Annotated in this window: 21 protein-coding genes, 1 tRNA gene and 1 riboswitch; of the genes, 10 read left to right on the forward strand and 12 right to left on the reverse strand. The window is 65.0% G+C overall.

Going from position 1 to position 22,419, the window contains the following annotated elements; translation table 11 throughout:
- Positions 1-3: 3 nt before the first annotated feature.
- Entirely contained in the window at positions 4-2,424 is a 2,421-nt protein-coding gene (locus ACYVHH_RS05435; RefSeq protein ID WP_460564081.1) for a putative bifunctional diguanylate cyclase/phosphodiesterase, read from the reverse strand.
- A complete protein-coding gene (locus ACYVHH_RS05440) occupies positions 2,421-3,713 on the reverse strand; it encodes an HD-GYP domain-containing protein (protein WP_460564083.1) in 1,293 nt (430 codons plus the stop codon). The genes ACYVHH_RS05435 and ACYVHH_RS05440 overlap by 4 nt, the downstream gene beginning before the upstream one ends.
- A gap of 91 nt (positions 3,714-3,804) precedes the next feature.
- On the opposite strand from ACYVHH_RS05440, the gene ACYVHH_RS05445 reads away from it, so the two are divergent.
- Positions 3,805-5,007, forward strand: a complete 1,203-nt coding sequence (locus ACYVHH_RS05445; protein WP_460564084.1) for an HD-GYP domain-containing protein — start codon at positions 3,805-3,807, stop codon at positions 5,005-5,007.
- A 73-nt stretch (positions 5,008-5,080) separates the two neighbouring features.
- Here the strand turns inward: ACYVHH_RS05445 and ACYVHH_RS05450 are convergent.
- A tRNA-Pro gene (locus tag ACYVHH_RS05450) sits at positions 5,081-5,157 on the reverse strand.
- A gap of 10 nt (positions 5,158-5,167) precedes the next feature.
- Positions 5,168-6,151 (reverse strand): polyprenyl synthetase family protein, encoded by a 984-nt coding sequence (locus ACYVHH_RS05455; RefSeq protein ID WP_460564085.1) that lies wholly within the window; start codon positions 6,149-6,151, stop codon positions 5,168-5,170.
- 110 nt (positions 6,152-6,261) lie between these two features.
- Positions 6,262-6,375, forward strand: a riboswitch (S-adenosyl-L-homocysteine riboswitch).
- 71 nt (positions 6,376-6,446) lie between these two features.
- Between ACYVHH_RS05455 and ahcY the strand changes: the two genes are divergently transcribed.
- The 4 genes from ahcY (at position 6,447) to ACYVHH_RS05475 (ending at position 10,306) form a co-directional block, all read left to right on the forward strand.
- Entirely contained in the window at positions 6,447-7,883 is a 1,437-nt protein-coding gene (gene ahcY, locus ACYVHH_RS05460) for an adenosylhomocysteinase (RefSeq protein WP_460564086.1), read from the forward strand.
- A 7-nt stretch (positions 7,884-7,890) separates the two neighbouring features.
- Positions 7,891-8,661, forward strand: coding sequence for a TlyA family RNA methyltransferase (locus ACYVHH_RS05465; RefSeq protein ID WP_460564088.1), 771 nt, complete (start codon positions 7,891-7,893; stop codon positions 8,659-8,661).
- Positions 8,662-8,679: 18 nt separating this feature from the next.
- Positions 8,680-9,516 (forward strand): methylenetetrahydrofolate reductase [NAD(P)H], encoded by an 837-nt coding sequence (gene metF, locus ACYVHH_RS05470; protein ID WP_460564089.1) that lies wholly within the window; start codon positions 8,680-8,682, stop codon positions 9,514-9,516.
- A gap of 178 nt (positions 9,517-9,694) precedes the next feature.
- Positions 9,695-10,306, forward strand: a complete 612-nt coding sequence (locus ACYVHH_RS05475) for an OmpW/AlkL family protein (protein ID WP_460564090.1) — start codon at positions 9,695-9,697, stop codon at positions 10,304-10,306.
- A 12-nt stretch (positions 10,307-10,318) separates the two neighbouring features.
- On the opposite strand, the gene ACYVHH_RS05480 is transcribed toward ACYVHH_RS05475, so the two are convergent.
- On the reverse strand, positions 10,319-11,083 hold the full coding sequence (locus ACYVHH_RS05480) for a DUF3047 domain-containing protein (protein WP_460564091.1): 765 nt from the start codon (positions 11,081-11,083) through the stop codon (positions 10,319-10,321).
- Positions 11,084-11,190: 107 nt separating this feature from the next.
- Between ACYVHH_RS05480 and ACYVHH_RS05485 the strand changes: the two genes are divergently transcribed.
- A complete protein-coding gene (locus ACYVHH_RS05485) occupies positions 11,191-12,462 on the forward strand; it encodes an O-acetylhomoserine aminocarboxypropyltransferase/cysteine synthase family protein (protein ID WP_460564092.1) in 1,272 nt (423 codons plus the stop codon).
- A 27-nt stretch (positions 12,463-12,489) separates the two neighbouring features.
- On the opposite strand, the gene ACYVHH_RS05490 is transcribed toward ACYVHH_RS05485, so the two are convergent.
- Positions 12,490-13,407, reverse strand: coding sequence for a 23S rRNA (adenine(2030)-N(6))-methyltransferase RlmJ (locus ACYVHH_RS05490; protein ID WP_460564093.1), 918 nt, complete (start codon positions 13,405-13,407; stop codon positions 12,490-12,492).
- Positions 13,408-13,603: 196 nt separating this feature from the next.
- Here ACYVHH_RS05490 and rplM point away from each other — a divergent pair, with 196 nt between their 5' ends.
- The 3 genes from rplM (at position 13,604) to erpA (ending at position 14,981) form a co-directional block, all read left to right on the forward strand.
- The gene (gene rplM / locus ACYVHH_RS05495) at positions 13,604-14,038 is read left to right on the forward strand and encodes a 50S ribosomal protein L13 (protein WP_460564094.1); all 435 of its coding nucleotides are present in this window, start codon (positions 13,604-13,606) and stop codon (positions 14,036-14,038) included.
- 9 nt (positions 14,039-14,047) lie between these two features.
- Positions 14,048-14,440 carry a 30S ribosomal protein S9 gene (gene rpsI / locus ACYVHH_RS05500; protein WP_460564095.1) on the forward strand — a complete coding sequence of 131 codons (393 nt, stop codon included), beginning with the start codon at positions 14,048-14,050 and terminating at the stop codon, positions 14,438-14,440.
- Between the two features lie 175 nt (positions 14,441-14,615).
- On the forward strand, positions 14,616-14,981 hold the full coding sequence (gene erpA, locus ACYVHH_RS05505) for an iron-sulfur cluster insertion protein ErpA (RefSeq protein WP_460564096.1): 366 nt from the start codon (positions 14,616-14,618) through the stop codon (positions 14,979-14,981).
- Between the two features lie 10 nt (positions 14,982-14,991).
- On the opposite strand, the gene ACYVHH_RS05510 is transcribed toward erpA, so the two are convergent.
- Both ACYVHH_RS05510 and ACYVHH_RS05515 read right to left on the reverse strand, forming a co-directional pair.
- A complete protein-coding gene (locus ACYVHH_RS05510) occupies positions 14,992-16,122 on the reverse strand; it encodes an anhydro-N-acetylmuramic acid kinase (protein ID WP_460564097.1) in 1,131 nt (376 codons plus the stop codon).
- Between the two features lie 28 nt (positions 16,123-16,150).
- Entirely contained in the window at positions 16,151-17,479 is a 1,329-nt protein-coding gene (locus ACYVHH_RS05515) for a peptidoglycan DD-metalloendopeptidase family protein (RefSeq protein WP_460564098.1), read from the reverse strand.
- 280 nt (positions 17,480-17,759) lie between these two features.
- Here ACYVHH_RS05515 and tyrS point away from each other — a divergent pair, with 280 nt between their 5' ends.
- Complete coding sequence (tyrS, locus tag ACYVHH_RS05520; RefSeq protein ID WP_460564099.1) at positions 17,760-18,968, forward strand: tyrosine--tRNA ligase; 1,209 nt, start codon at positions 17,760-17,762, stop codon at positions 18,966-18,968.
- A 3-nt stretch (positions 18,969-18,971) separates the two neighbouring features.
- On the opposite strand, the gene ACYVHH_RS05525 is transcribed toward tyrS, so the two are convergent.
- From ACYVHH_RS05525 to ACYVHH_RS05540, 4 genes are all read right to left on the reverse strand, one after another.
- Positions 18,972-19,694 (reverse strand): ankyrin repeat domain-containing protein, encoded by a 723-nt coding sequence (locus ACYVHH_RS05525; RefSeq protein ID WP_460564100.1) that lies wholly within the window; start codon positions 19,692-19,694, stop codon positions 18,972-18,974.
- Positions 19,695-19,701: 7 nt separating this feature from the next.
- On the reverse strand, positions 19,702-20,193 hold the full coding sequence (locus tag ACYVHH_RS05530) for a GlcG/HbpS family heme-binding protein (RefSeq protein WP_460564101.1): 492 nt from the start codon (positions 20,191-20,193) through the stop codon (positions 19,702-19,704).
- 122 nt (positions 20,194-20,315) lie between these two features.
- Positions 20,316-20,942, reverse strand: coding sequence for a response regulator transcription factor (locus ACYVHH_RS05535; RefSeq protein WP_460564102.1), 627 nt, complete (start codon positions 20,940-20,942; stop codon positions 20,316-20,318).
- Complete coding sequence (locus ACYVHH_RS05540) at positions 20,939-22,408, reverse strand: sensor histidine kinase (RefSeq protein ID WP_460564103.1); 1,470 nt, start codon at positions 22,406-22,408, stop codon at positions 20,939-20,941. Before ACYVHH_RS05540 ends, ACYVHH_RS05535 begins: the two co-directional genes overlap by 4 nt.
- Positions 22,409-22,419: the final 11 nt, after the last annotated feature.

The raw sequence follows: 22,419 nt of genomic DNA on the forward strand, positions 1-22,419 counted from the left end.
GCCTCAGCTGGCGGGCGTGGCAGCCTCTGCGCCCTGCAGCAACAGAACGAAGTCGGCAGGCGGCACCGCGGGCGAGCACAGGAAGCCCTGGTACTGGTCGCAGCCCAGGTCCCGCAGGCGCTCATGCTGTTGAGCCCATTCGACGCCCTCGGCCACCACTTCCATGTTCAGCGCATGCCCCATTTGCACGATGGCCGCAACGATGGCGTCGTCTGCGGGGTTCTCGTGCATGGAGACGATGAAGGAGCGGTCGATCTTGAGTTTTTGCAGCGGGAACCGGCGCAGGTAGGACAGGCTGGAGTACCCGGTGCCGAAGTCGTCCAGCGACAGGCCCACGCCCAACGCCGCCAGCGCCTGCAGCCGTTCCAGGGCTTCTTCGGCATCCAGGATCAGGATCGACTCGGTCAGCTCCAGCTCAAGCAGCGATGGGTCCAGGCCGTGTTCCCGCAGCGCGGCTGCCACATCCCCGACAAAGCGGGATTGCTGGAATTGCAGGGCTGAAACGTTGACGGCTACCTGGCAGGGCCGCCCCTCGCGTGCCCACGCGGCGGCTTGCCGCACGGCCTCCCGCAGCACCCAGTCACCCAGCATCACGATGAAGCCCGTTTCTTCGGCCACCCCGATGAAGGCGCCCGGGAAAACCAGTCCCTTGACGGGGTCGTTCCACCGGACGAGCGCCTCGCACGCCATCAGTGCCCCTGTGCGGATGTTGACCCGGGGCTGGTAGTGAAGCACGAACTGGTTGTGCTGAAGCCCCTCGCGCATGGCGTGGTCCAGCCGTATGCGGGACAGCAGATCGGCGTTCATCTGCGGCTGGTAGAAACGGAAATGCCCCTTGCCGCGCTCCTTCACCTGGTACATCGCGGTGTCGGCGTGCTGGATGAGTTCGTCCAGGGAGGTCCCGTCCTCCGGGTACATGGCAATGCCAACGCTGCAGGTCAGGCTGAAGTTCATGTCCTCCAGGCAGACGGGCTGCCCCACCGTCTCGATGATGCGCCGCGCGGTGCGCTCAGCGGCGCTGACGTCGGCTTCGTGCAGGTGGATCACAAACTCGTCGCCGCCCAGGCGGCACAGAGTGTCGGTCTGTCGCAAGCAGCCCTTGAGCCGGCCAGCCACTTCCACCAGCACGCGGTCACCGAACAGGTGGCCCAATGAATCGTTGATGTGCTTGAACCGGTCCAGGTCGAGGAACAGCACGGCAAAGCCCCTGTCACTGCGTTCCGACAGGTGGATGGCGTGTTCCACGCGCTCGGTCAGCATCAGCCGGTTGGGCAGGCCGGTCAGGACGTCGGTGTAGGCCAGCTGTTCGATGCGCTGCTGGGCGGCCAGCTTCTCGGTCAGGTCCTTGACGAAAAGGACCGTGTTCAGTGGCTCGCCTTCCGCATTGCGCAGCATGACCCAGGACACCTGCAGGGCGGTGGCGGCGCCGTCCGGGCGCCTGAACCACAGTTCGCCTTCCCAGTAACCGGCCTGGGCAAGCTTGCTGTCAAGGTCCTGCACCCAGGGCAGCTCGTGCGGTGTGAAGAACAGCTCCTGTGCGTTGCGCTGGATGAGGTTCTTGCCCGGAGAGCGCACAAGGCGCTCGGCAGCGGGGTTGCATGCGAGGATGCTGTAGTTCGGGTCGGTGATCAGAATCGCGTCCAGGCTCGACTCGAACACCTTGGCCGCGAGCTTGAGCTGCGTTTCCGTGGCGGAACGCTCGGTGATGTCGCGGAACGCGTACACGCGGCCTGTGGGTCTGCCGCGCACGAGCTGCGGGCGCGATATACGCTCCAGGATGCGGCCCGTGCGCAGCACCAGCACGTCGGTCGCTTCCAGCAGTGGCGACCGGTTGATCTGCGCAAGGCGCTGCTGGTACTGTTCCGGGTTGGGCACGCTGTTGGCCAGGTAGGCGTGCACCGAGGCGTCGTCACGCTGCAGCAGCAAGGCCTGTGGCAGGCTCCACAGCGTGGCAAAGAGGCGGTTGAAGGCCCTGATGCCGCCGTACATGTCGCACACGAGGATGCCGTCCGCCGATGACTCCAGCGTGGCGCGCAGCTCGGCCAGGAGCTGTTCCAGCTGCTGCTGTATGCGGTGTTCCTGGCTCTTGTCCTGCATGGCCACCAGGCAGACCAGCTCGCCGTCTCCCAGATCCACGGGCGTGGCGCGGCGTTCCACGAGCACGGTTGAGCCGTCGGAGCGGCGCAGCAGTGTTTCGGAGTGGATGCCCTCCAGCCGGCCGGCCGCCATGTCGTGCCAGAAGAACTGGTCCTGGGGCGAGGCGTGCAACTCGATCACGGCCGCCCCTTCGAGTTCGGCCGGGTCTATCTGCTGCAGCGCGCCCGCAGCCTGGTTGGCGGTGAGGATGCGCTGCGTCTTGAGGTCGACCACCCAGACCGCCTCAAGCATGCCCTCTATGCAGGTTCTCCAGTGGACATACTTCATGCGGACTCTTCCCCTGTGATGTTGTGTTCTACAGCGCGCTCGAAAAAATAGCACACGCGCTGGCGCGGCGCGAGGTATTCGACAGCCTGGCGCGGCAGCTGGTGGGCTTTCAGACTGCGCTGGATGCACAACTGGGGTGTGCTTTCCAGGTCCAGCAGCAGGGCCTCGGCCACCTTGATGGTACTGTCGTGCACCAGCACCTTGGGTTTGAGCGGGCGCGACGAGTTGACCGACACCACCATGGCGTAGCGCTGGTCTGACAGCTGGACCAGGGACCCCGGCGGGTAGATGCCCATCATGCGGATGAACGCACTGAGCGTGGCGCTGTCAAAACGCTCCTTCATCGTCGCGAAGATCAACGAAAGGGCTTCGTGCGGTGTCAGCGCGTTGATGGGGTTGGTCGGGTTGCAGAGGTTGTCGTAACGGTTGATCAGGGCGAGGATGCGGGCGCCGGGCGTGATCTTTTCCACGCCACATCCCAGGGGAAAGCCCTTGCCGTCGGCCTGCTCGTGGTGCTGGGACAGCGTGAGCAGGGCTCTGGTGGACATGCCCATGCGCTTGCCCAGCGCCACGCCGTGCATCACGTGCTCCTGGTAAAGCTTGAACTGCGGCGGTGTGAAGTGCTCGTCCCTGTACCGCACGCGGTCTGGCAGCTCGATCTTGCCCATGTCGTGGAGCAGGGCTGCCATGCCCAGGTCTTGCAGCGTGTCCTGGTCCAGCCCCATGGCCTTGCCCAGCAGCAGACTCAGGACGGTGACGTTCACCGCGTGCAGCGAAGCCCGGTCACCCGTGCCTTCAGACAGCAGCCTGATGGCCGACTCGCCCTGGCCCAGCATCTGCCGGACCATCGATCCGACCATGGCGGCACTTCTCTCCTTGGCTTCGGCGGGCCGTTGCGTCAACTCTTCGATCACCAGCCGGTAGCCCCGTGCCGTTTCCGTGAACTGGCGTTCGCATTGCAGCAGGCCACGGCGCTGGGTTTCCAGCTGTTCGCGCAAGTGGCGCTGGGCGTCGCTTTCCAGAGGGGGGGCTTCTGCCTCGGCTGCAGATTCAGCGGAAAGGGGCTGCTGCGGGACGGTTGCTGGCGCAGGGTCGCTTTTCTCCGGTGAGTAGCGCAGCCGCTGGAGCCCCAGGGAGCGGATCGTGTCGATCTGCTGCTGGGAGGTGATCTTGAAGCTGCCCAGGGGAAAGGGGTGGTCCATCCAGCCCAGGTCCAGGTGCACGTAAAGTCCCACGCGCAGGTCATCCAGGGCGACCGTTGGGCTGTTGGGGTCGATGGTGCTGGGCAATTCTTCTGAACCGGGTTGTGACTGTGTCCGCCATTATGGCTAAACTTTTGTCGCCAGCCTGTTGCTTCCGAGCAGGCGTTACAGTCGCATCATGTACGTACCTTTCCCGCTGGACGCGCTAGAGCTGAACGCCCCGGTTCCAGTCAATATCTGGGACCCCAAAGGGGTGTTGCTGTTGCGCAAAGGCGAAGCGATACGCAATGCACAGCACCGCGAGTACCTGGTCCTGCACAGCCCCATGGTGGTTGAGGACGAGTACCGCGCCTGGATGTACCGTTACACCGCCGAGATTGACCGGCGCGTCCGTGGCAACGAGGCCTTGACCAAGATTGCCGGTGTCGCGCGCCCGATGGGGGTGGAGAACCACCCGGCCCAGGCCGAGCTGACGCCTGCCGATGCCTGGGCCGACATGCATGCGGTTCTGCAGACCCTTTTGCACCAGAACGTCACGGCGCAGGATTTCGTGACCCGCCTGGTCCAGCTTGACCAGCGCCTGGATGCCCAACTGCGTACCCGAGTAGATGACAGCCTTTTTGTACTGGTGCAGCTGCTGTTTGATCGCTCGGTGGGTTACAGCGCCACCCACGCGCTGCTGTGCGCCGTGATCTGCCGCCTGGTCGGGCAGACGGTCGGCCTATCCGCGGGTGAGCTGGCCAGCCTTTGCCGTGCCGCCCTGACCATGAACATCGGCATGGCGCGCCTGCACGACGCCCTGACGCGCCAGACAGTGCCTCTGAGCGAGGAGCAGCGGGCGGACATACTGCGGCATCCGTCAGAGGGGGTGTCTTTGCTGCGCCAGCTGGGCGTGGGTGATCATCTCTGGCTGGAACTGGTCGCGGATCACCACGAGGATGCCTCCGGCAAGGGCTACCCGGCGGGCAAGCGCGTTGATGGCATCCCTTGCCAGCTGTTGCGCATGGCCGACGTCTACGTGGCGCGCATCAGCCCCAGGCAGGCGCGTGCGGGCTTGTTGCCGCAGATGGCTGCCCGCGACGTTTACCTGGGGGAGGGCGGGCAGCCCAATCCGCTCGGGGCAGCCTTTGTCAAGACCTTGGGGCTTTACATACCCGGCAGCTACGTCCGTCTTGCCAACGACGAGGTGGCGGTGGTGGTCAGGCGCGGGCGCCGGGCCAATGCGCCCGGGGTGTTTGCCATCGTGGGCCGGCACGGCATGCCGCTGGGCGAGCCAGCCTTGCGTGACACCCTGGAGCGCGAGTACGAGGTCAAGGCCAGCATCTCGGCCGACGAGGTCAAGGTTCGCATCAACGTTCCCAAACTGCTCAGCCGCGTCTGAATCTTGGCTCCCTTCGACGCCAGGCACAAAAAAAGCCGGATCGAACATGGTCGATCCGGCTTCTTGGTGATCCTGGTCGGGGTGAGAGGATTCGAACCTCCGGCCTCTACGTCCCGAACGTAGCGCTCTACCAGGCTAAGCTACACCCCGATGGGGCAACTCAGGAGCGTCGCTCCAAAAGTGCAGCCGCTAATTGTATCAAGGATTCGCTGTATTTATTGGCGGGCAGTGCGCGAGCGGCTTCAACCGCACGCATGGCCTCTGCCGCAGCGGCCTTGCGAGCGGCTTCCAGACCGCCGCACTGGCGAACGATCCTCAGGATGTCGTCCAGGTGTTCGGTGTTGCCGTTCTCTATGGCGCTGCGAATGAGCTCGGCTTCGTCCGGCGCGCACTTCTGCAACGTGCAGATGATGGGCAGCGTGACCTTGCCCTCGCGCAGGTCATCACCCAGGTTCTTGCCCAACTCTTGTGCGTCGCCTTCGTAGTCCAGCACGTCGTCCACCACCTGGAAGGCTGCACCCAGGGCCTGGCCGTAGTCGGCACACCGGGCCTCCAGCGCGTCGCCGGCGCCGGCCAGGATGGCCGCCAGCCGGGCGCTGGCCTCGAACAGCTTTGCCGTCTTGGCGCGGATGACGCGCAGGTAGCCCGACTCGTCCAGCGAGGCATCGTGCATGTTCATCAGTTGCAGCACTTCGCCTTCGGCGATGACGTTGGTGGCGTCGGCCAGCACCTGCATGATGCGCATGTTCCCGGCGTCCACCATCATCTGGAAGGCGCGCGAATAGAGGAAGTCGCCTACCAGCACGCTGGCCGCGTTGCCGAACACCTCGTTGGCCGTGTCGCGGCCCCGGCGCAGGGTGGATTCGTCCACCACGTCGTCGTGCAGCAAGGTGGCTGTGTGGATGAACTCCACCACCGCCGCCAGGCTATGGCGGCGTTCGTCGGTGCATTCCAGGGCGCCGCACATCAGCAACAGCAGGGCCGGGCGCACACGTTTGCCGCCTGCGCTGATGATGTATTGGGCCACCTGCCCGACGAGGGGAACCTCGCTGCTCAGGCGTTGCTGGATGACGGCGTCCACCGTCCGCATCTCGTCGGCAACGAGGGACAGGGGCTGGTTGGTCGGGGTGGGCGCGGGGCTCAAAATGCTGCTGCTTGTTGGGTTGCGAATCTCCTGAGCATTATAGGAAGCGCGCCCTGTCCGGTCCTGACACGCTTGCCCGCCATGGCCTGGGGTTCGTATAATCGCGGGAGTTTTCCGAGGAGCGTTGCAGCGTCCCCCAGCCGTACCGGCAGGCGTGGGCGCGAGGCTCGGAAACCGGCCCACGACCGCGTGCGCGCCGTCTTCCGCAACGACGCTCACCCACTTGACGTGAGGTGAGCCTCCATCCTCCCTTGCGTCCAGTGGCTTTCTCGAAACATGAGTTTTGGAGCACACCATGAACGCACCGCTGAAGAACCCCATCAACGCCGATTGCGCCATCGCCGACATCGGCCTGGCCGACTGGGGCCGCAAGGAAATCAAGATCGCCGAAACCGAGATGCCCGGCCTGATGGCCATCCGCGAAGAGTTCGCGGCCAAGCAGCCCCTCAAGGGCGCGCGCATCACCGGCTCGCTGCACATGACCATCCAGACAGCCGTGCTGATCGAGACGTTGCAGGCGCTGGGCGCTCAGGTGCGCTGGGCTTCTTGCAACATCTTCTCCACGCAGGACCACGCCGCTGCCGCCATTGCCGCCGCGGGCACCCCGGTGTTCGCCATCAAGGGTGAAACCCTGGTCGACTATTGGGACTACACCCACCGCATCTTCGACTTCGGCCCCGCAGGCGCCGAGGGCGAAGGCCCGAACATGATCCTGGACGACGGCGGCGACGCCACGCTGCTGATGCACCTGGGCAAGCAGGCTGAGAAGGACCAGAGCGTGCTGGCCAACCCGGGCAGCGAGGAAGAGCGCATCCTGTTCGCCGCCATCAAGGCCAAGCTGGCCGTGGACCCCACCTGGTACAGCCGCAAGAGCGCCCAGATCATCGGCGTGACCGAAGAGACCACCACGGGCGTGCACCGCCTCAAGGAAATGTCGGCCAAGGGCTCGCTGATGTTCCGCGCCATCAACGTGAACGACTCGGTCACCAAGAGCAAGTTCGATAACCTGTACGGCTGCCGCGAGTCGCTGGTGGACGGCATCAAGCGCGCCACCGACGTGATGATCGCTGGCAAGGTAGCCGTGGTGTGCGGCTATGGCGACGTGGGCAAGGGCTCTGCACAAGCCCTGCGTGCGCTGAGCGCCCAGGTGTGGGTCACCGAGATCGACCCCATCAACGCCTTGCAGGCCGCCATGGAAGGCTACAAAGTCGTGACCATGGAGTACGCCGCCGACAAGGCCGACATCTTCGTGACCACCACGGGTAACCGCGATGTGATCACCTTCGAACACATGAAGGCCATGAAAGACCAGGCCATCGTCTGCAACATCGGTCACTTCGACAACGAGATCCAGGTCGCCAAGCTCGAAGAGCACTGCAAGTGGGAAGAGATCAAGCCCCAGGTCGACCACGTGATCTTCCCGGATGGCAAGCGCATCATCCTGCTGGCCAAGGGACGCCTGGTGAACCTCGGCTGCGGCACGGGTCACCCCAGCTTCGTGATGTCGTCCAGCTTCGCCAACCAGACCATCGCCCAGATCGAACTGTTTTGCCACCCCGAAGGTTACGACGTGGGTAAGGTCTACGTGCTGCCCAAGCATCTCGACGAGAAGGTCGCTCGCCTGCACCTGAAGAAGGTTGGCGCCATGCTGACCGAGCTGACCGACGAGCAGGCCGCCTACATCGGCGTGCCGAAGCAGGGCCCGTACAAGCCCGACACCTACCGCTACTGATTCAGCGGTGCGTGCCGACCAGTTGCTCGTGGAGCGCGGCCTGGCCGCCAGCCGTTCGCAGGCGCAGCGCCTGATTGCCGCCGGGGTGCTGTGGCGCCACGGCGGCGAATGGCGGGCCGTGGCCAAGAACGGTGACGAGCTGCCCGTCACGGCCGAGTTGCGTCTGCAGGATACCGCCGAGTCGCGCTACGTGTCGCGCGGCGGGCTGAAGCTGGAAGGGGCGCTGCGCGACAGCGGCCTGGACGCCACAGGTTTGCATTGCCTGGACGTGGGCCAGAGCACCGGGGGGTTCACCGACTGCCTGTTGCAAAAGGGTGCCGCCTGGGTGCTGGGTGTGGACGTGGGTCAGCGCCAGCTGCACGCGAGCCTGTTGCAAAACCCGCGCGTGCTGGCACTGGAAAAGCTCAATGCCCGCGAGTTGAGTCGCGAGCGGTTGCAGGAGGCAGGTGTGCCGCAGCAGCAGCTGGTCAACGGGTTCGATCTGGCCGTGGGCGACCTTTCGTTCATCTCGCTGACGCTGGTGCTGCCCGCCGTGGTGCCTTTGCTGGCGCCGGGCGGGCAACTGCTCATGCTGGTCAAGCCGCAGTTCGAGTTGCAGCCCGGCCAGATCGGAAAGGGCGGCGTGGTGCGCGACACGTCGCTCTACCTTGTGGTGGAGCAGCGCATCCGTACCTGCTGCGAGGCGCTTGGCCTGACGGTGCGTGGCTGGTTCGATTCAGCGATTGCCGGCGGTGATGGCAACCGCGAGTTTTTTGTCTGGGCTGCCAAGGCAGCCTGAATCCCCCAGGGGCAGTACATGGATACGACTTTTCCCATCAGTTTTGAATTCTTCCCGCCCAAGACGCCCGAAGGCGCGGCCAAGCTGCGCACCGCGCGCCAAGCCTTGTACGCACGCCAGCCTGCTTTCTGCTCGGTGACCTACGGTGCGGGGGGCTCGACCCAGGAGGGCACCTTCACCACCGTGGGCGAAATCCTGGCAGAGGGGGTTGATGCCGCCTCGCATTTCTCGTGCATCGGCGCCACGCGCACCAGCGTGCGTGAGCAACTGGCCACGCTCAAGGCCATGGGCGTCAAGCGGCTGGTGGCCCTGCGTGGCGACCTGCCCAGCGGTTACGGGCTGGGTGGCGAGTTCCAGTACGCCAGCGATCTGGTGGCCTTCATCCGCGCGGAAATGGGCAACACCTTCCACATCGAGGTGGCCGCCTACCCCGAATTCCACCCCCAGGCCCGCTCGCCCGAAGCCGACCTGCAGGCTTTTGCCACCAAGGTCAAGGCCGGGGCGGATTCCGCCATCACCCAGTATTTCTTCAACGCCGACGCCTATTTCCGTTTCGTGGACGACGTGCGCAAGTTGGGGGTCGAGGTGCCGATCGTGCCCGGCATCATGCCCATCACCAATGCCTCGCAACTGCTGCGCTTTTCAGATGCCTGCGGGGCCGAGGTGCCGCGCTGGATACGCCTGCGCCTGCAAGGCTATGGCGACGACACCGCCAGCATTCAGGCTTTCGGGCGGGACGTGGTGGCAGATTTGTGTGAGCGGCTGCGTCAGGCGGGCGCGCCGGGGCTGCACTTCTACACCATGAACCAGAGTGCGCCCACGCTGACTGTTCTGAGTCAGCTCGGCGTCGCCTGATTTATGGGCGGGTGTGTTGTTGGCGCAACGTTCGTTCAGTTCTGGATGAACCAAACATGACCGAGCTCACACTTCTGTCGTGGGGGTATTCTTCGTTTTGACCTGGGTCAAGTGGGGCGCCGGGATGCCGCTCTGAAATGTCACCCGGGAATATTCCCGGGTATTTTCACGACACATCATGAGCAAGCATCTCCTCGCAATGGTCGCAGGGGCGACCCTGGTTTGTGGCTCCGCTTTCGCACAGGATTTCAAGGAGGGCGACTGGCTGGTTCGAGCCCGAGCTGTCCATCTCGACAGCGCGAACAAGGACACCACGGGTCTGGGCCTGTCGGTCAACAACAAGTGGCTGCCCGAAGTGGACTTCACCTACTTCATCACCAAGAACGTGGCCGCTGAGCTTATCCTCACCGTTCCGCAGAAGCACACCCTTTCTTCAAACGGCGCATCTATCGCCACACTCAAGCACCTGCCCCCGACACTGACCCTGCAATACCACTTCAACGCCCCCGGCTTCAAACCCTATGTTGGCGCAGGCGTCAACTTCACGCGGTTCTCCAGTGTGAAGTTCGATCCAGCCGTGGTGACTGCATTGAACCCGTCCATCGACAAGAACAGTTGGGGGGCGGCGCTTCAGGTCGGGGTGGACATCCCGTTGTCGAAGGACATGTACCTGAACGTCGACGTCAAGAAGGTGTTCATCGAAACCGACGTGTATTCGTCGGGTGCCAAGGTCGGAAAGTTCAAGGTTGACCCGGTGCTGGTGGGCATTGGCCTGGGCTGGCGTTTCTGAGCGCCCGGCTCTTCACCTCTGCACCACCTGCCGGTCCAGTTTCACGGGGCCGTACCAGGCCTCGGCCAGCTGGCGGGTGTTGTTGCCATCGGTCATCAGGCCTATGCCTGTGAGCGCCTGTGGTGTTTCACCGAAAGCATGCTGGAAGTCGGCCAGGACGTCGCGTTCCTGGTCGGCCCACTGGCCCAGCTTGCCAGGGCCGGATTTGACCACCAGCATACGGATACGCCGCGTGCTTGGATGTTCCAGTACCGTGCCCGCCGGGTGCACGTGATCCCAGACATACATCAGGGTGGCGTAGGGCAGCGGTTCGCCGGTGATCAGCTGTGCCAGTTCCGACAGCATGTGGTCTCTGGCTGTCAAACGCTGGCGGTCCCCTTCGAACGTCAGGATCACACGGGCCACGGCATCTTCAGCCTCGCGGTCCGTCAGGTCGAAGGCGGGGTTCAGCTGCCGCACGAACCACGAAAAACGCAGGGTTCCCATGGCGTCGGACGGCACGCGTACCCGGTAGCGCATGGCGCTGCTGCCCGAGTCGCTGCGGGCGTGGAGCGCCGGGCGGCCTTCGTGCGTGGTGGCGGCGTAAGCGGTGTTCTTGCGTCCCTTGAAGGTCTGGTGTTGCCACTGGCCTTCGCCCGTCAGGGTGCTGGCTTGCGCCCAGGGCGAGCTTGTCAGGTCCCGGGCCTCTCGCTGAGCTGGCGCTATGGCACAACCGGCAACAAGCAGGGGCAACAGGCAGATGAGTGGTGTCAGGCGGCGCAGAAACATGGCGGGCATGTTAGCGTCAGTCGATGACATCCGTTCCACGCATATGCTAGTGAGAAACCCGCATTCGACAGATGCGTTTTCATCCGATAAGGTACAAGTGATAAAGGAGTGAATGCATGAAGATCGAAACGTTGGCCGTGCACGCGGGTTACCAGCCCGACCCCACCACCAAGGCGGTTGTGCCGCCCATCTACCAGACCGTGGCCTATTCCTTCGACAGCGCGCAGCACGGCGCGGACCTGTTCGACCTGAAGGTGCCGGGCAACATCTATACCCGCATCATGAACCCCACCCAGGCGGTGCTGGAAGAGCGTGTGGCAGCCCTTGAAGGCGGCATCGCGGCGCTGGCCGTGGCGTCCGGCCAGGCTGCCATCACCTACGCCATCCAGACCATTGCCGAGGCGGGTGACAACATTGTGTCGGCCACAGCCCTGTATGGCGGCACCTACAACCTGTTCGCGCACACGCTGCCGCAGTACGGCATCGAGACGCGGTTCGCCAATTCCGACGACCCCTCCAGCTTTGAAGCGTTGATCGACGGTCGGACCAAGGCGCTGTACGCCGAATCCCTGGGCAACCCGCGCGGCAACGTCACCGACATCGCGGCGCTGGCCGAGATTGCGCACCGCCATGGCGTGCCGCTGATCGTGGACAACACGGTGCCCAGCCCCTACCTGTGCCGGCCCATCGAGCACGGCGCCGATATCGTGGTGCATTCGCTCACCAAGTACCTGGGCGGGCATGGCAACAGCATTGGGGGCGCGATCGTGGACTCGGGGAAATTCCCCTGGGCCCAGCACAGAGAGCGTTTTCGCCGGCTCAACGAGCCGGATGTCAGCTACCACGGCGTGGTGTACACCGAGGCCCTGGGGCCTGCGGCCTACATTGGCCGCGCGCGCGTGGTGCCGCTGCGCAACATGGGTGCGGCGCTGTCGCCATTCAACGCCTTCCTCATCCTGCAGGGCATAGAGACCCTGCCGCTGCGCATGGACCGCATCTGCGAGAACACCCTTGCTGTGGCCGAATACCTGCGCCAGCACCCGAAGGTGAAGTGGGTGAACTACGCAGGTTTGAGCGACCACCCGGACCACGCCTTGGTCCGCAAGCTCATGGGCGGGCGGGCCTCAGGCTTGCTGACCTTCGGCGTGCAGGGCGGCCGCAGCGGCGGCGAACGCTTCCTGGACGCGCTCAAGCTGTTCACCCGCCTGGTCAACATTGGCGATGTGCGTTCCCTGGCCACGCACCCGGCGTCCACCACGCACCGCCAGCTCTCACCCGAAGAACTGGAAAAGTCTGGGGTGACGGAAGACACGGTGCGCCTGTGCGTCGGTATCGAGCACATCGACGACCTGCGCGACGATCTGGCGCAGGCGCTGGCTGCGGTCTGAGTGCTTTCCTGGACGGTCGGCGGCGAATCAGCCGCCGCCGTGTTCCACCGTCCAGCCCGCGCCAGTGGCTTCTTTCAGCGCATCCTTGACCCATGGCAGGGCTTCGCGCCATTGCTGGGCCAATGTGAAAGGCGGGTTGATGACGTGCATGCCGCTGGCCCGCATGGCGGTGTGCGAGCGGCCCTGCGCCACTTGCGCGCTGGTGCCTTCGGCGGGGGTCAGCCCCACGTTCAGCTCGGCTTGTGCCCAGGGGCGCTGTAGCCGGGTACAGAGCGTTTTGAGCTTGCGCGCCAGGGCATGTGCCTCCGGGCGGCCAATCACCGGGTACCAGATGGCGTACGTCCCCGTAGGGAACCGTTTGAGGGCGTCTTCCAGACACTCGATCACGGCGTTGTAGTCCGTCTTGAGTTCGTAGCTCGGGTCCATCAGCACCAGGGCTCGACGGGTGGGCGGTGGCAGCAGCGCCCGCAGGCCCTCGAAGCCGCTGCGCCGCAGCACTTCGATCTGCTTGCCGCGCTCCAGCTCGGCCACCTGCTTGTCCAGCAGGCGCGCGTCGGTCGGGTGCACCTCGAACAGTTTGAGCTTGTCCTGCGGGCGCAGCATGGCCTGGCTGATCCATGGCGAGCCGGGGTAGGTGCGCCAGTCCCGGCCCGGGTTGAATGTCTGCACCGTGTCCAGGTAGGCCCGTGCCATGTCCGGAACGGCCTGCCCCTTGGCCATGGCGGCTTCGGCCGCCGCGCGCAGGCGCAGGATGCCCGCGTCGGACTCGGCCGAGGTGCGCGCGTGCTCCTGGTCGAGCCGGTAGACGCCCGCACCGGCGTGGGTGTCCACCACCAGCAGGCCCGTGTCTTTCTGACCCAGGTATTGCAGGATGGCAACCTGCGTCATGTGCTTGAGCACGTCTGCGTGGTTGCCTGCGTGGAAGGCGTGGCGGTAACTGAACATGGGCGCATGGTACCCCACAGCGGGCGTGCACGGGGCAGGGTTTGCGTTGGAATCGGGTTTGAATCTATAATGGCGGGCTTCGCAGCGATTTTTTGGGCTCCGCGGCGAAGCATTCATCCCACCTAAGAGGTTGCCAGCAGAGCAACACCGACCGTGGAAAAGAGCCCGCCAAACCCCTCTTCACAGAGAGAAAACCATGCAAAAAACAACCGTCAGCGCCAAGCCCGCTGAGGTGGTGCATGAGTGGTTTGTGATTGACGCCACCGATAAGGTGCTCGGACGTGTCGCCAGCGAAGTGGCACGCCGTCTGCGCGGCAAGCACAAGGCCATCTACACCCCTCACGTTGATACCGGTGATTTCATCGTCATCGTCAACGCATCCAAGCTCAAGGTCACGGGCACCAAGGCCCTGGACAAGGTGTACTACCGCCACTCCGGTTTCCCCGGTGGCATCTACGGCACCAACTTCCGCGACCTGCAGGCCAAGCACCCTGGCCGTGCCCTGGAAAAAGCCGTCAAGGGCATGCTGCCCAAGGGTCCCCTGGGTTACGCCATGATCAAGAAGCTCAAGGTGTACGGCGGTGCAGAGCACCCGCACACCGCCCAGCAACCCAAAGTGTTGGAAATCTAAGGAGCTGACATGATTGGTGATTGGAACAATGGCACCGGCCGTCGCAAATCCAGCGTCGCCCGCGTGTTTCTGAAAAAAGGCTCCGGCAAGATCACGGTCAACGGCAAGGACATCGAACAGTTCTTCGGCCGCCAGACCTCGATCATGATTGCCAAGCAACCCCTGGTGCTGACCGACAACGTCGAAGCTTTCGACATCCAGGTCAACGTCCACGGTGGTGGTGAATCCGGCCAGGCCGGTGCCGTGCGCCACGGCATCACCCGCGCCCTGATCGACTACGACGCAGCCCTCAAGCCCGCTCTGAGCGCTGCCGGTTACGTGACCCGCGATGCCCGCGAGGTCGAGCGTAAGAAGGTCGGTCTGCGTTCCGCACGCCGCCGCAAGCAGTTCTCCAAGCGCTGATCGCGCTGGCAGCCTGCTGCCGAAAAAGCCGCCTGCTGGCCTTGTGCCGGGGGCGGTTTTTTCTTGCCAGGGGGAAAGACCCTGCTGGCGTCGAAGGGAATCGTCTCGCCTAGGGAGATTCCTGACTTTTTTGCTTTAGTATTCATACGTCAGTTTCAATCCGGAAGGTCGCACCATGAGCGCAGTCGCAGAACAAGTCGAAACCGAAATGCCCGCACCGCTGGTCTTTACCGACAGTGCCGCGGCCAAGGTCGCCGACCTGATCGCCGAGGAGGGCAACCCCGACCTCAAGCTGCGTGTGTTCGTGCAAGGCGGCGGCTGCTCCGGCTTCCAGTACGGTTTCACTTTCGACGAGATCGTGAACGATGACGACACACAGATGAGCAAGAACGGTGTCACGCTTCTCATCGATGCCATGAGCTACCAGTACCTGGTGGGGGCCGAGATCGACTACAAGGAAGATCTGCAGGGTGCCCAGTTCGTCATCAAGAACCCCAACGCCACCACCACCTGCGGTTGTGGCTCCAGCTTCAGCGTCTGAGCTGTTTTCTTCAGGCAGGGTAGATCGCGCCCAGGATGCGCGGGCCTTTGGCGCCCGTCACCTGGGGTTCGTTGCCAGTCTGACCTGCCAGTGTCTGCTGGGCCAGCCAGGCGAAGGCCGCAGCCTCCACCTGAGACACGGGCCATCCCCGGCTGTCGGTCGTCGACACACTTGCCTGGGGTATCAAGGCGGCAATTCTTCCCATCAGGTGGCCGTTGCGCGCGCCGCCGCCACACACCAGAACCTCCTTGGGCCCAGTGCCGTTCCAGGGCGTGCCCATGATGGCTTGCGCTATGGTGTGCGCCGTCAGCTCGGCAAGGGTCGCCTGTATGTCTGCCGGGGCGAGCTGCGAAAAGCCTTGCAGGCGCTCGTCAAGCCAGGCGGCGTTGAACAGGTCTCTTCCCGTGCTTTTGATCCCTTTCACGTGGAAGTAGGGCTCCTGCAGCAAGTGTGACAGGAGCGCGGCATGACAATTGCCGCTGGCAGCCCAGGCGCCGTTGGCGTCGTAGTTTTGCCCGGTGTGCCTTTGGCACCAAAGGTCCAGCAGCACATTGCCTGGGCCGGTGTCCAGGCCCAGCACCCTGCCGTCGGCAGGCAGGGCGGTGATGTTGGCGATGCCGCCGATGTTCACCACGGCTACCGGTTTCCCGGCTTGACCGAACACCCGCTTGTGGAACGCGGGCACAAGCGGCGCCCCTTGGCCGCCCGCAGCAACATCGCGGCTGCGGAAGTCCGCCACAACGGTGATGCCGCAAAGCTCTGCGAGCAGGGCGGGCTGGTTCAGCTGCAGGGTGTAGGGCGTGGCATTGCCCGAGCCAGGTGGCGCATGGCGAACGGTCTGTCCATGCGCGCCCACGGCGTGCACGGCACTGGCTGGCAGGCCGCCTTGTTGGAGCAGCAGATGAACGGCCTGACTGTAGAGTTCGGCGAGCCGGTGGGCGGCAACCGCGGCGCGGTGCAGCTCGTTGGGGCCGGGCCGGTTCAAGGCCAGCAGTTCCTCGCGCAGGTCGGCAGGGAAGTCGAGAGCGCAGCTGCCAAGCAGGTTGGCTTGGCCGTCGTCAAAAGCCATCAGCACACCGTCCACGCCGTCTAGCGACGTGCCGGACATCAGGCCGATGTAGTGCTGAGGCATGCCGGTCATGAGGAAATGCGCCTGAGGGCGCATTCCGTCATTCTGCGCTGGCCTGGACGACGGTGGAAGCCGATGCCAGTTTCTGGCGCATGCTCTGGGCTACCTCGTTGAAGGCGGCGCGCGAGCGAGCGGCAATCGGTTCGCCAGCGCTCTCGCGGGCGATGTTCAGGGGGTCCTGGTGGATGCCCCGGACGCGGTATTCGAAATGCAGGTGCGGGCCGGTGGACGCGCCGGTGGAGCCGACAGCGCCGATGACGTCGCTTTGAGACACGCGCTGGCCCTTGCGCACGTCAATCCGGCTGAGGTGTGCGTAGGCCGTGGTCTTGTCCTGGCGGTGCTGGATGATGACGATGTTGCCGTAGCCGTTCTGCCAGCCTGCGAATTGCACCGAACCATCTGCCACGCTGCGTACCGGGGTGCCGGTGGGTGCGGCAAAGTCCACGCCGAGGTGGGCCTTCTTGTTGCCGGAGATGGGGTGGAAGCGCATGCCGTAGCCGCTGCTCACGCGCGAGAACGCAAGGGGCGAAGCGAGGAAGGCACGGCGCATGCTCTCGCCGGCGAAGTTGTAGTACGCGCCTTTTTGCCCGGGCTCCTGGAACCACACCAGCTGGTGTGCCTTGCCCTGGTTGACGAACTCCGCGCTCAGGATGCGGCCGTACCGCAGGACCTCGCCGTCGGCTTCGAGCGCCTCGTAGACCACGTTGAAGGTGTCGCCCTGGCGCAGGTCGCGCCGGAAGTCGATCTCTGAGGAGAACAGGTCGGCGAGCTGGGATGCCACGTCGTCAGGCAGGCGCGCCGCGTCGGTGGCCGCGAACAGGGAGGTGCGGATGGTGCCGCTGCTCAGCCGCACCGATGTGGTGAATTCGGCCGTTTCGACGCGGGAGGTCCAGCCTTGTTCGCTGCGTTCGACGACCAGGCGGTTGTAGGTCTGGCTGTTTTCGCTGGGCAGCCAGCGCGCGGTCAGGCGCAGCAGGCGCTGGGCGTCATCGGCCTCGGCCATGACCAGCTTGCCAGCCCGGCCCTTGAAGAGTTCCGTGCCGGCGGCGTCACGTCGCAGAAACGCGGTCGCCTCGCTGTCGTTGACGCCCAGGCGAAGGAGCAGCGTCTGCGCCGTGTCTTCACGGCGGGTGGTGTCGCTGCGGAACAGGACGAAAGGCACCGGCGCATCAAGACCGGTGTTTGCTGCGGCAAAGGGCTGCACCGACTCGACCACCTGGCGGACGGGCAGGTTCGCGATCTCGGCGTCGGACGGGGCTACGCCAAAGGCGGTGACCCCGGTGCCCAGCAGGAGCGCGCCCAAGCCACCCATGATTCGCTTTGGGTGCTGTTGGATTGTCAGCTTGAGCTGGCCGAACAGGTCGTTCATGTGAATTCGGGTACAACATGGGCCCGCAGCAGAGTCTCTGCTGGCGCCATGGGGATAAACAGGGGAGCGGCTGCGTTGAACTGCAGCCCGTGCCTGGCCTGGAATGTCACGAAAGGCGTGCAAGAAGCAGGCCAACTAGAATCCCAAGACAAATCAACGCTGAAGTATAACGGGTGCACCTGTCTGGGCATCTGTAATAACCCTTATGAACAATCACGAAATACCTCAAAACGCGACGCATTTGTCGGCTGCCGCGACCGTTGCAGACAATTCGGCGCCTGTGAAACTTTCCGATGCCGTTCAGCATGCGTTGGCAGTCACGCGCCGTGGCTGCGAGGAACTGATCCCCGAGGCGGACTGGGTCAAGAAACTGCAGAAGAGCGAGGCGACGAGGCAGCCGTTGCGCATCAAATTGGGGCTGGATCCCACGGCGCCGGACATCCACATCGGCCACACCGTGGTGCTCAACAAGATGCGCCAGCTGCAGGACCTGGGCCACCAGGTGATCTTCCTGATCGGTGACTTCACCAGCCTGATCGGCGACCCGTCGGGGCGCAACAGCACGCGCCCGCCGCTCACGCCAGAGCAGATCAAGGCCAACGCCGAAACCTACTACAAGCAGGCCAGCCTGGTGCTGGACCCCACCAAGACCGAGATCCGCTACAACAGCGAGTGGAGCCTGCCGCTGGGCTCGATGGGCATGATCCAGCTGGCGGCCAAGTACACGGTGGCGCGCATGATGGAGCGCAACGACTTCCATCAGCGCTTCACGGCGGGCACGCCCATCAGCGTGCACGAGTTCTTGTACCCGCTGATGCAGGGCTACGACTCGGTGGCGCTGAAGAGCGACCTCGAGCTGGGCGGCACCGACCAGAAGTTCAACCTGCTGATGGGCCGCCACCTGCAGGCCGAGTATGGGCAGGAGCCGCAGTGCATCCTGACCATGCCGCTGCTGGAGGGGCTGGACGGCGTGGACAAGATGTCCAAGTCGAAGAACAACTACATCGGCATCACCGAAGACGCCAACACCATGTTCGCCAAGGTGCTGTCCATCAGCGACGAACTGATGTGGCGCTGGTACACGCTGCTGTCGTTCAAGTCGCTGGCCGAGATCGATGCACTGAAGCAGGAAATTGCTGGCGGGCGCAACCCCAAGGACGCCAAGGTGATGCTGGCCAAGGAGATCACCGCGCGCTTCCACAGCGCGGCGGCGGCGGACGTGGCGGAGCAGGACTTCATCAACCGCAGCAAGGGCGGCGTGCCCGACGAAATCCCCGAGGTGAGCCTGACCGGGGCGCCGCTGGGCATTGGCGCGCTGCTGAAGTCCGCTGGCCTGGCGCCGTCCACCAGCGAGGCGAACCGCCTCATCGACGGCGGTGGTGTGCGCGTGGATGGTGCCGTCGTCAGCGACAAGGGTTTGAAGCTGCCCGCCGGCACCTTTGTGGTGCAGGTCGGCAAGCGCAAGTTCGCGCGGGTAACGCTGGCCTGACCTTCAGCGGGCGCCCGCTGCCTCCAGCATGCGCACCATGGCCGTGTAGCCCCGGGCGCGGGCCAGTTGCAGCGGCGTGTCGCCATGCCGGTCGGCAAGCTGCAGGTTGGCGCCAGCGCCAATGAGCGCCTGGAGCGTGGCCTGGTGTCTGGTGCCGCCGTCGCCGAGCACGATGGCCTCGATCACGGCCGTCCAGTGCAGGTTGTTGACGTGGTCCAGCGGTGCGCCTGCGGCGATCAGTTGGCGCACGATGCCTGCGTGCCCGAGGTGGGCGGCGGCGATCAGCGCGGTGCCGTCGTAACGGCTGGTGACCTGCCTGGCGCTGGCGCCCAGAGCAAGCAACACCGCCAGCGTGGCCTCGTCGCTGGCGACGGACGCGATGGTCACCGCGTCGTAACGGTCATTTTCCAGGCGGTTGAGGTTGGCGCCCGCCTGGGCGAGCAGGCGCAGCGCGTCACGGTGCCCGCCGTGGGCAGCCAGGTGCACGGCCGTGCGGCCATGGCCGTCGGTTTCCTCCAGGTTGGTGCCTGCGGCCAGTATTTGCCGTAGCCGGGGCAGGTCGCCCCGGTGTGCTGCCGCCAGCAGGCCGCCGTACCGGTCGGATTCGCCTGGGGAGGGCGCCACCTGCGCCTGGGCGGCAGGGAAGGCCGCAGCCCAGCCGGCTGCCGCCACGCAGCCTAGCCACTGCCGCCGCGTTTGTGCCCATGCCTGTGGTTGCAAGTTCATGGCAGGCTCACTTCAGCTGGTCTTGCACCTTGGCCAGGGCAGCCATGGCGCATTGCTCGTCGAGGTGGCCGCCGGGCGCACCGCCCACGCCGATGGCGCCAATCACTTCGTTTCCTGCCTTCACCGGCACGCCGCCGCCCAGCAGCAGGTAGCCTGGGATGTGCACCAGGTTGGCGGCTGCGGGGTTCTTCTGTGCCGCTTCCATCATGGCCAACGTGGTGTTCTTGGCCGAGGCCGAGGTGTAGGCCTTCAGGCGGCTGGCTTCCAGTGTGTGGGGGCCGGCGTTGTCGGCGCGCAGCACGGCACGCACGCTGCCCGCGCGGTCCACCACGGTGGCGGTCACGGCGTAGCCGCCAGCGGTGCAGGCGGCCACGGTGGCTTCGGCCAGTTGCCGGGCCAGGTCCTGCGACATGTTCTTTTCGGTGCGCACAGCCTGTGCCTGGGCGGCGGTGGCAGCAACGGTGAGCAGCAGGGCGGTGAGTGCGGCGCGGTGTTTCATGGGTTCTCCTTTGGGTGGTGGTTGCGGTCAACGGGACCGTGGGAGAACTGTAGAAAAACCGCGCGATTCTGCACATTCGTGTGGCTACGCCCGTGGCTCCGTAAATCTACGGAGAGTCCGAGTCATTCATCCACCAGCCAGGCGTACTGCCGGATGAGCTGGGCCAGTGATTCGGCCTCCAGTTTGGCAAACAGGTTGGCGCGGTGCGTTTCCACGGTGCGGGGCGACAGGGTCAGAGCCCGCCCGATTTCCTTGTTGGTCAAGCCTTCGACGATCAACGCAAGCACTTCCCTTTCCCGTTCCGACAGGTGGCCGTAACGCTCGCGCGCCAAGTGATCGCCGTGCAGCCGCTCGCGGGCCTTGACGTGGTGCCGCACCGCGTTTTGCAATGCTTCGATCAATTGCTCATCGTTGACAGGCTTTTCCAGGAATTCGGCGGCACCCGCCTTGAACGCGCGCCGGCACATGTCCACGGTCCCGTGGCCGGTCAGCATCACGACGGGGTGGTCGATGCCCTGTGCCTTCAGGGTGTCGAGCAGGCTCAGGCCGCTGATGCCCGGCATGCGCACGTCCAGCACGATGGCGCCTATGCCCTGACGGTCGAACTGCTCCATGAATGCCACCGGGTCGGCCCAGGGTTGGACGCGCAGGCCGATGGTCCCTATCAACAGGGCCAGGCTGTCGCGCACGGCACCGTCGTCGTCGACCAGGTGGATGACGGGCGAATGGGCCTCGGAGGTTGGCTTCATGGGTGTTGGCCTGTTGTCTGCAAAGGCAGTTGAAGGACGAAGCTGGCGCCGTGCACGGGAGCAGCGCGCAGCGTCAGGCTGCCGTCCATGCCGGAGGCCAGGTTCTCGCACAGACTCAGCCCCAGCCCCAGACCGCCGTCCCGGGTACTGAAGAAGGGCTCGAAAATCCGGCTGCGCAAGTCCTCGGGGATGCCGGGGCCGTTGTCCTGCACCAGCAGTTCGCCGTGTCCGCCGCTGGCACGGACGGTCAGGGTGATCTGCCGCTGTTGCTCCGGCACGTGTTCCAGGGCCTGAAGCGCGTTCATCAGCAGGTTGTGCACGATCTGGTCCAGAGCCACCGGGTCGGCCAGCACATGGACGGGTTTGTCCGCTGCCACGAGAGATACGGTCACCGAGCGCTTGCGGCATTCGGGGTCGAGCAGGAAGAGGACGCGCTGCGCGGCCTCGCCCAGGTTCACGCCCTCCTTGGTCTGCTGGTCAGATGGCCGTTCCACCAGACGGCGCAGACGGGTGAGGACGTCCGCCGCACGACGGGCTTGAGCGGCAGCTTGTGTCATGGCGTCCCGGGCGGTGGCTTCGTCGGGCGGCTGCTCATGCAGCAGCCGCTGTGCGGCCTGGGTGCTGGCCAGCACGGCTGTCAGCGGCTGGTTGAGCTCGTGTGCCAGCCCCGCCGCGAGCTCCCCCAGGGTGTTGAGCCGCGCGACCTGTCCCAGGCGTAGCAAGTCCTCAGCGCGGCGCCTGGCCTGGCGCTGGCGTGTCCAGGCCACCAGGGACGCACTGGTGGCCCAGACGGCCAGGCACCAGGCGAGCATGCCCGCCCAGGGCAGCTCGCTCCAGCCTGCGCGCCGCTGTACGCGCACTTCGAAGGGCTGGCTGTCAGCAGCCAAGGTCTTGGCAAAAGCGAAATTCCAGCCCCAACCGGGCGATTGGCCCGGCTGGATCACCCATTCGTTCGCGGCCAGCGCCAAAGTGACGCGTGCCGGATGCTCTGGGCCGGGCATGGGCCACTCCTCGGTGGGTACGGTGCGCGCCAAGTCGATCACCATGGCGTAGCTTGCCGGGAGTCCCGCCAGCACCAGCCGGTACCTGCCTGCCGAGGCGTCCAGGTCTGCCAGCACGGCACGGCCCAGCTGGCGTGAACGTTCTTCGGCCTGCGCCAGCGAATCGTCACCCCAGGAGGCGCCGGGGCTGCGCCGGTGAACGGCCAGCACCTGTGGGTAGAGCGCGGGCAGGCGTTGTTCGGGTCCTGCGTCTTGCGTGCCGGGCGCCTGCAGCAGGGCCACCGTGGCCAGGATGGCGTCGTGCTGCACCACGCGCTGGCTCAGCAGGCGGTGCGCGATCCGTGCATCCGTGTCGAAGGACTGGTGCAGGCTGTCCAGTTCCCAGCGGGCCAGCGCAACGCAACCTGCAACGGCCGCCAGCAGGCCGGTCAGCCACCACACACGAAGGGTCCACCAAGAGCGCATCGCGGCATTCT

Source organism: Hydrogenophaga aquatica (assembly GCF_054780915.1).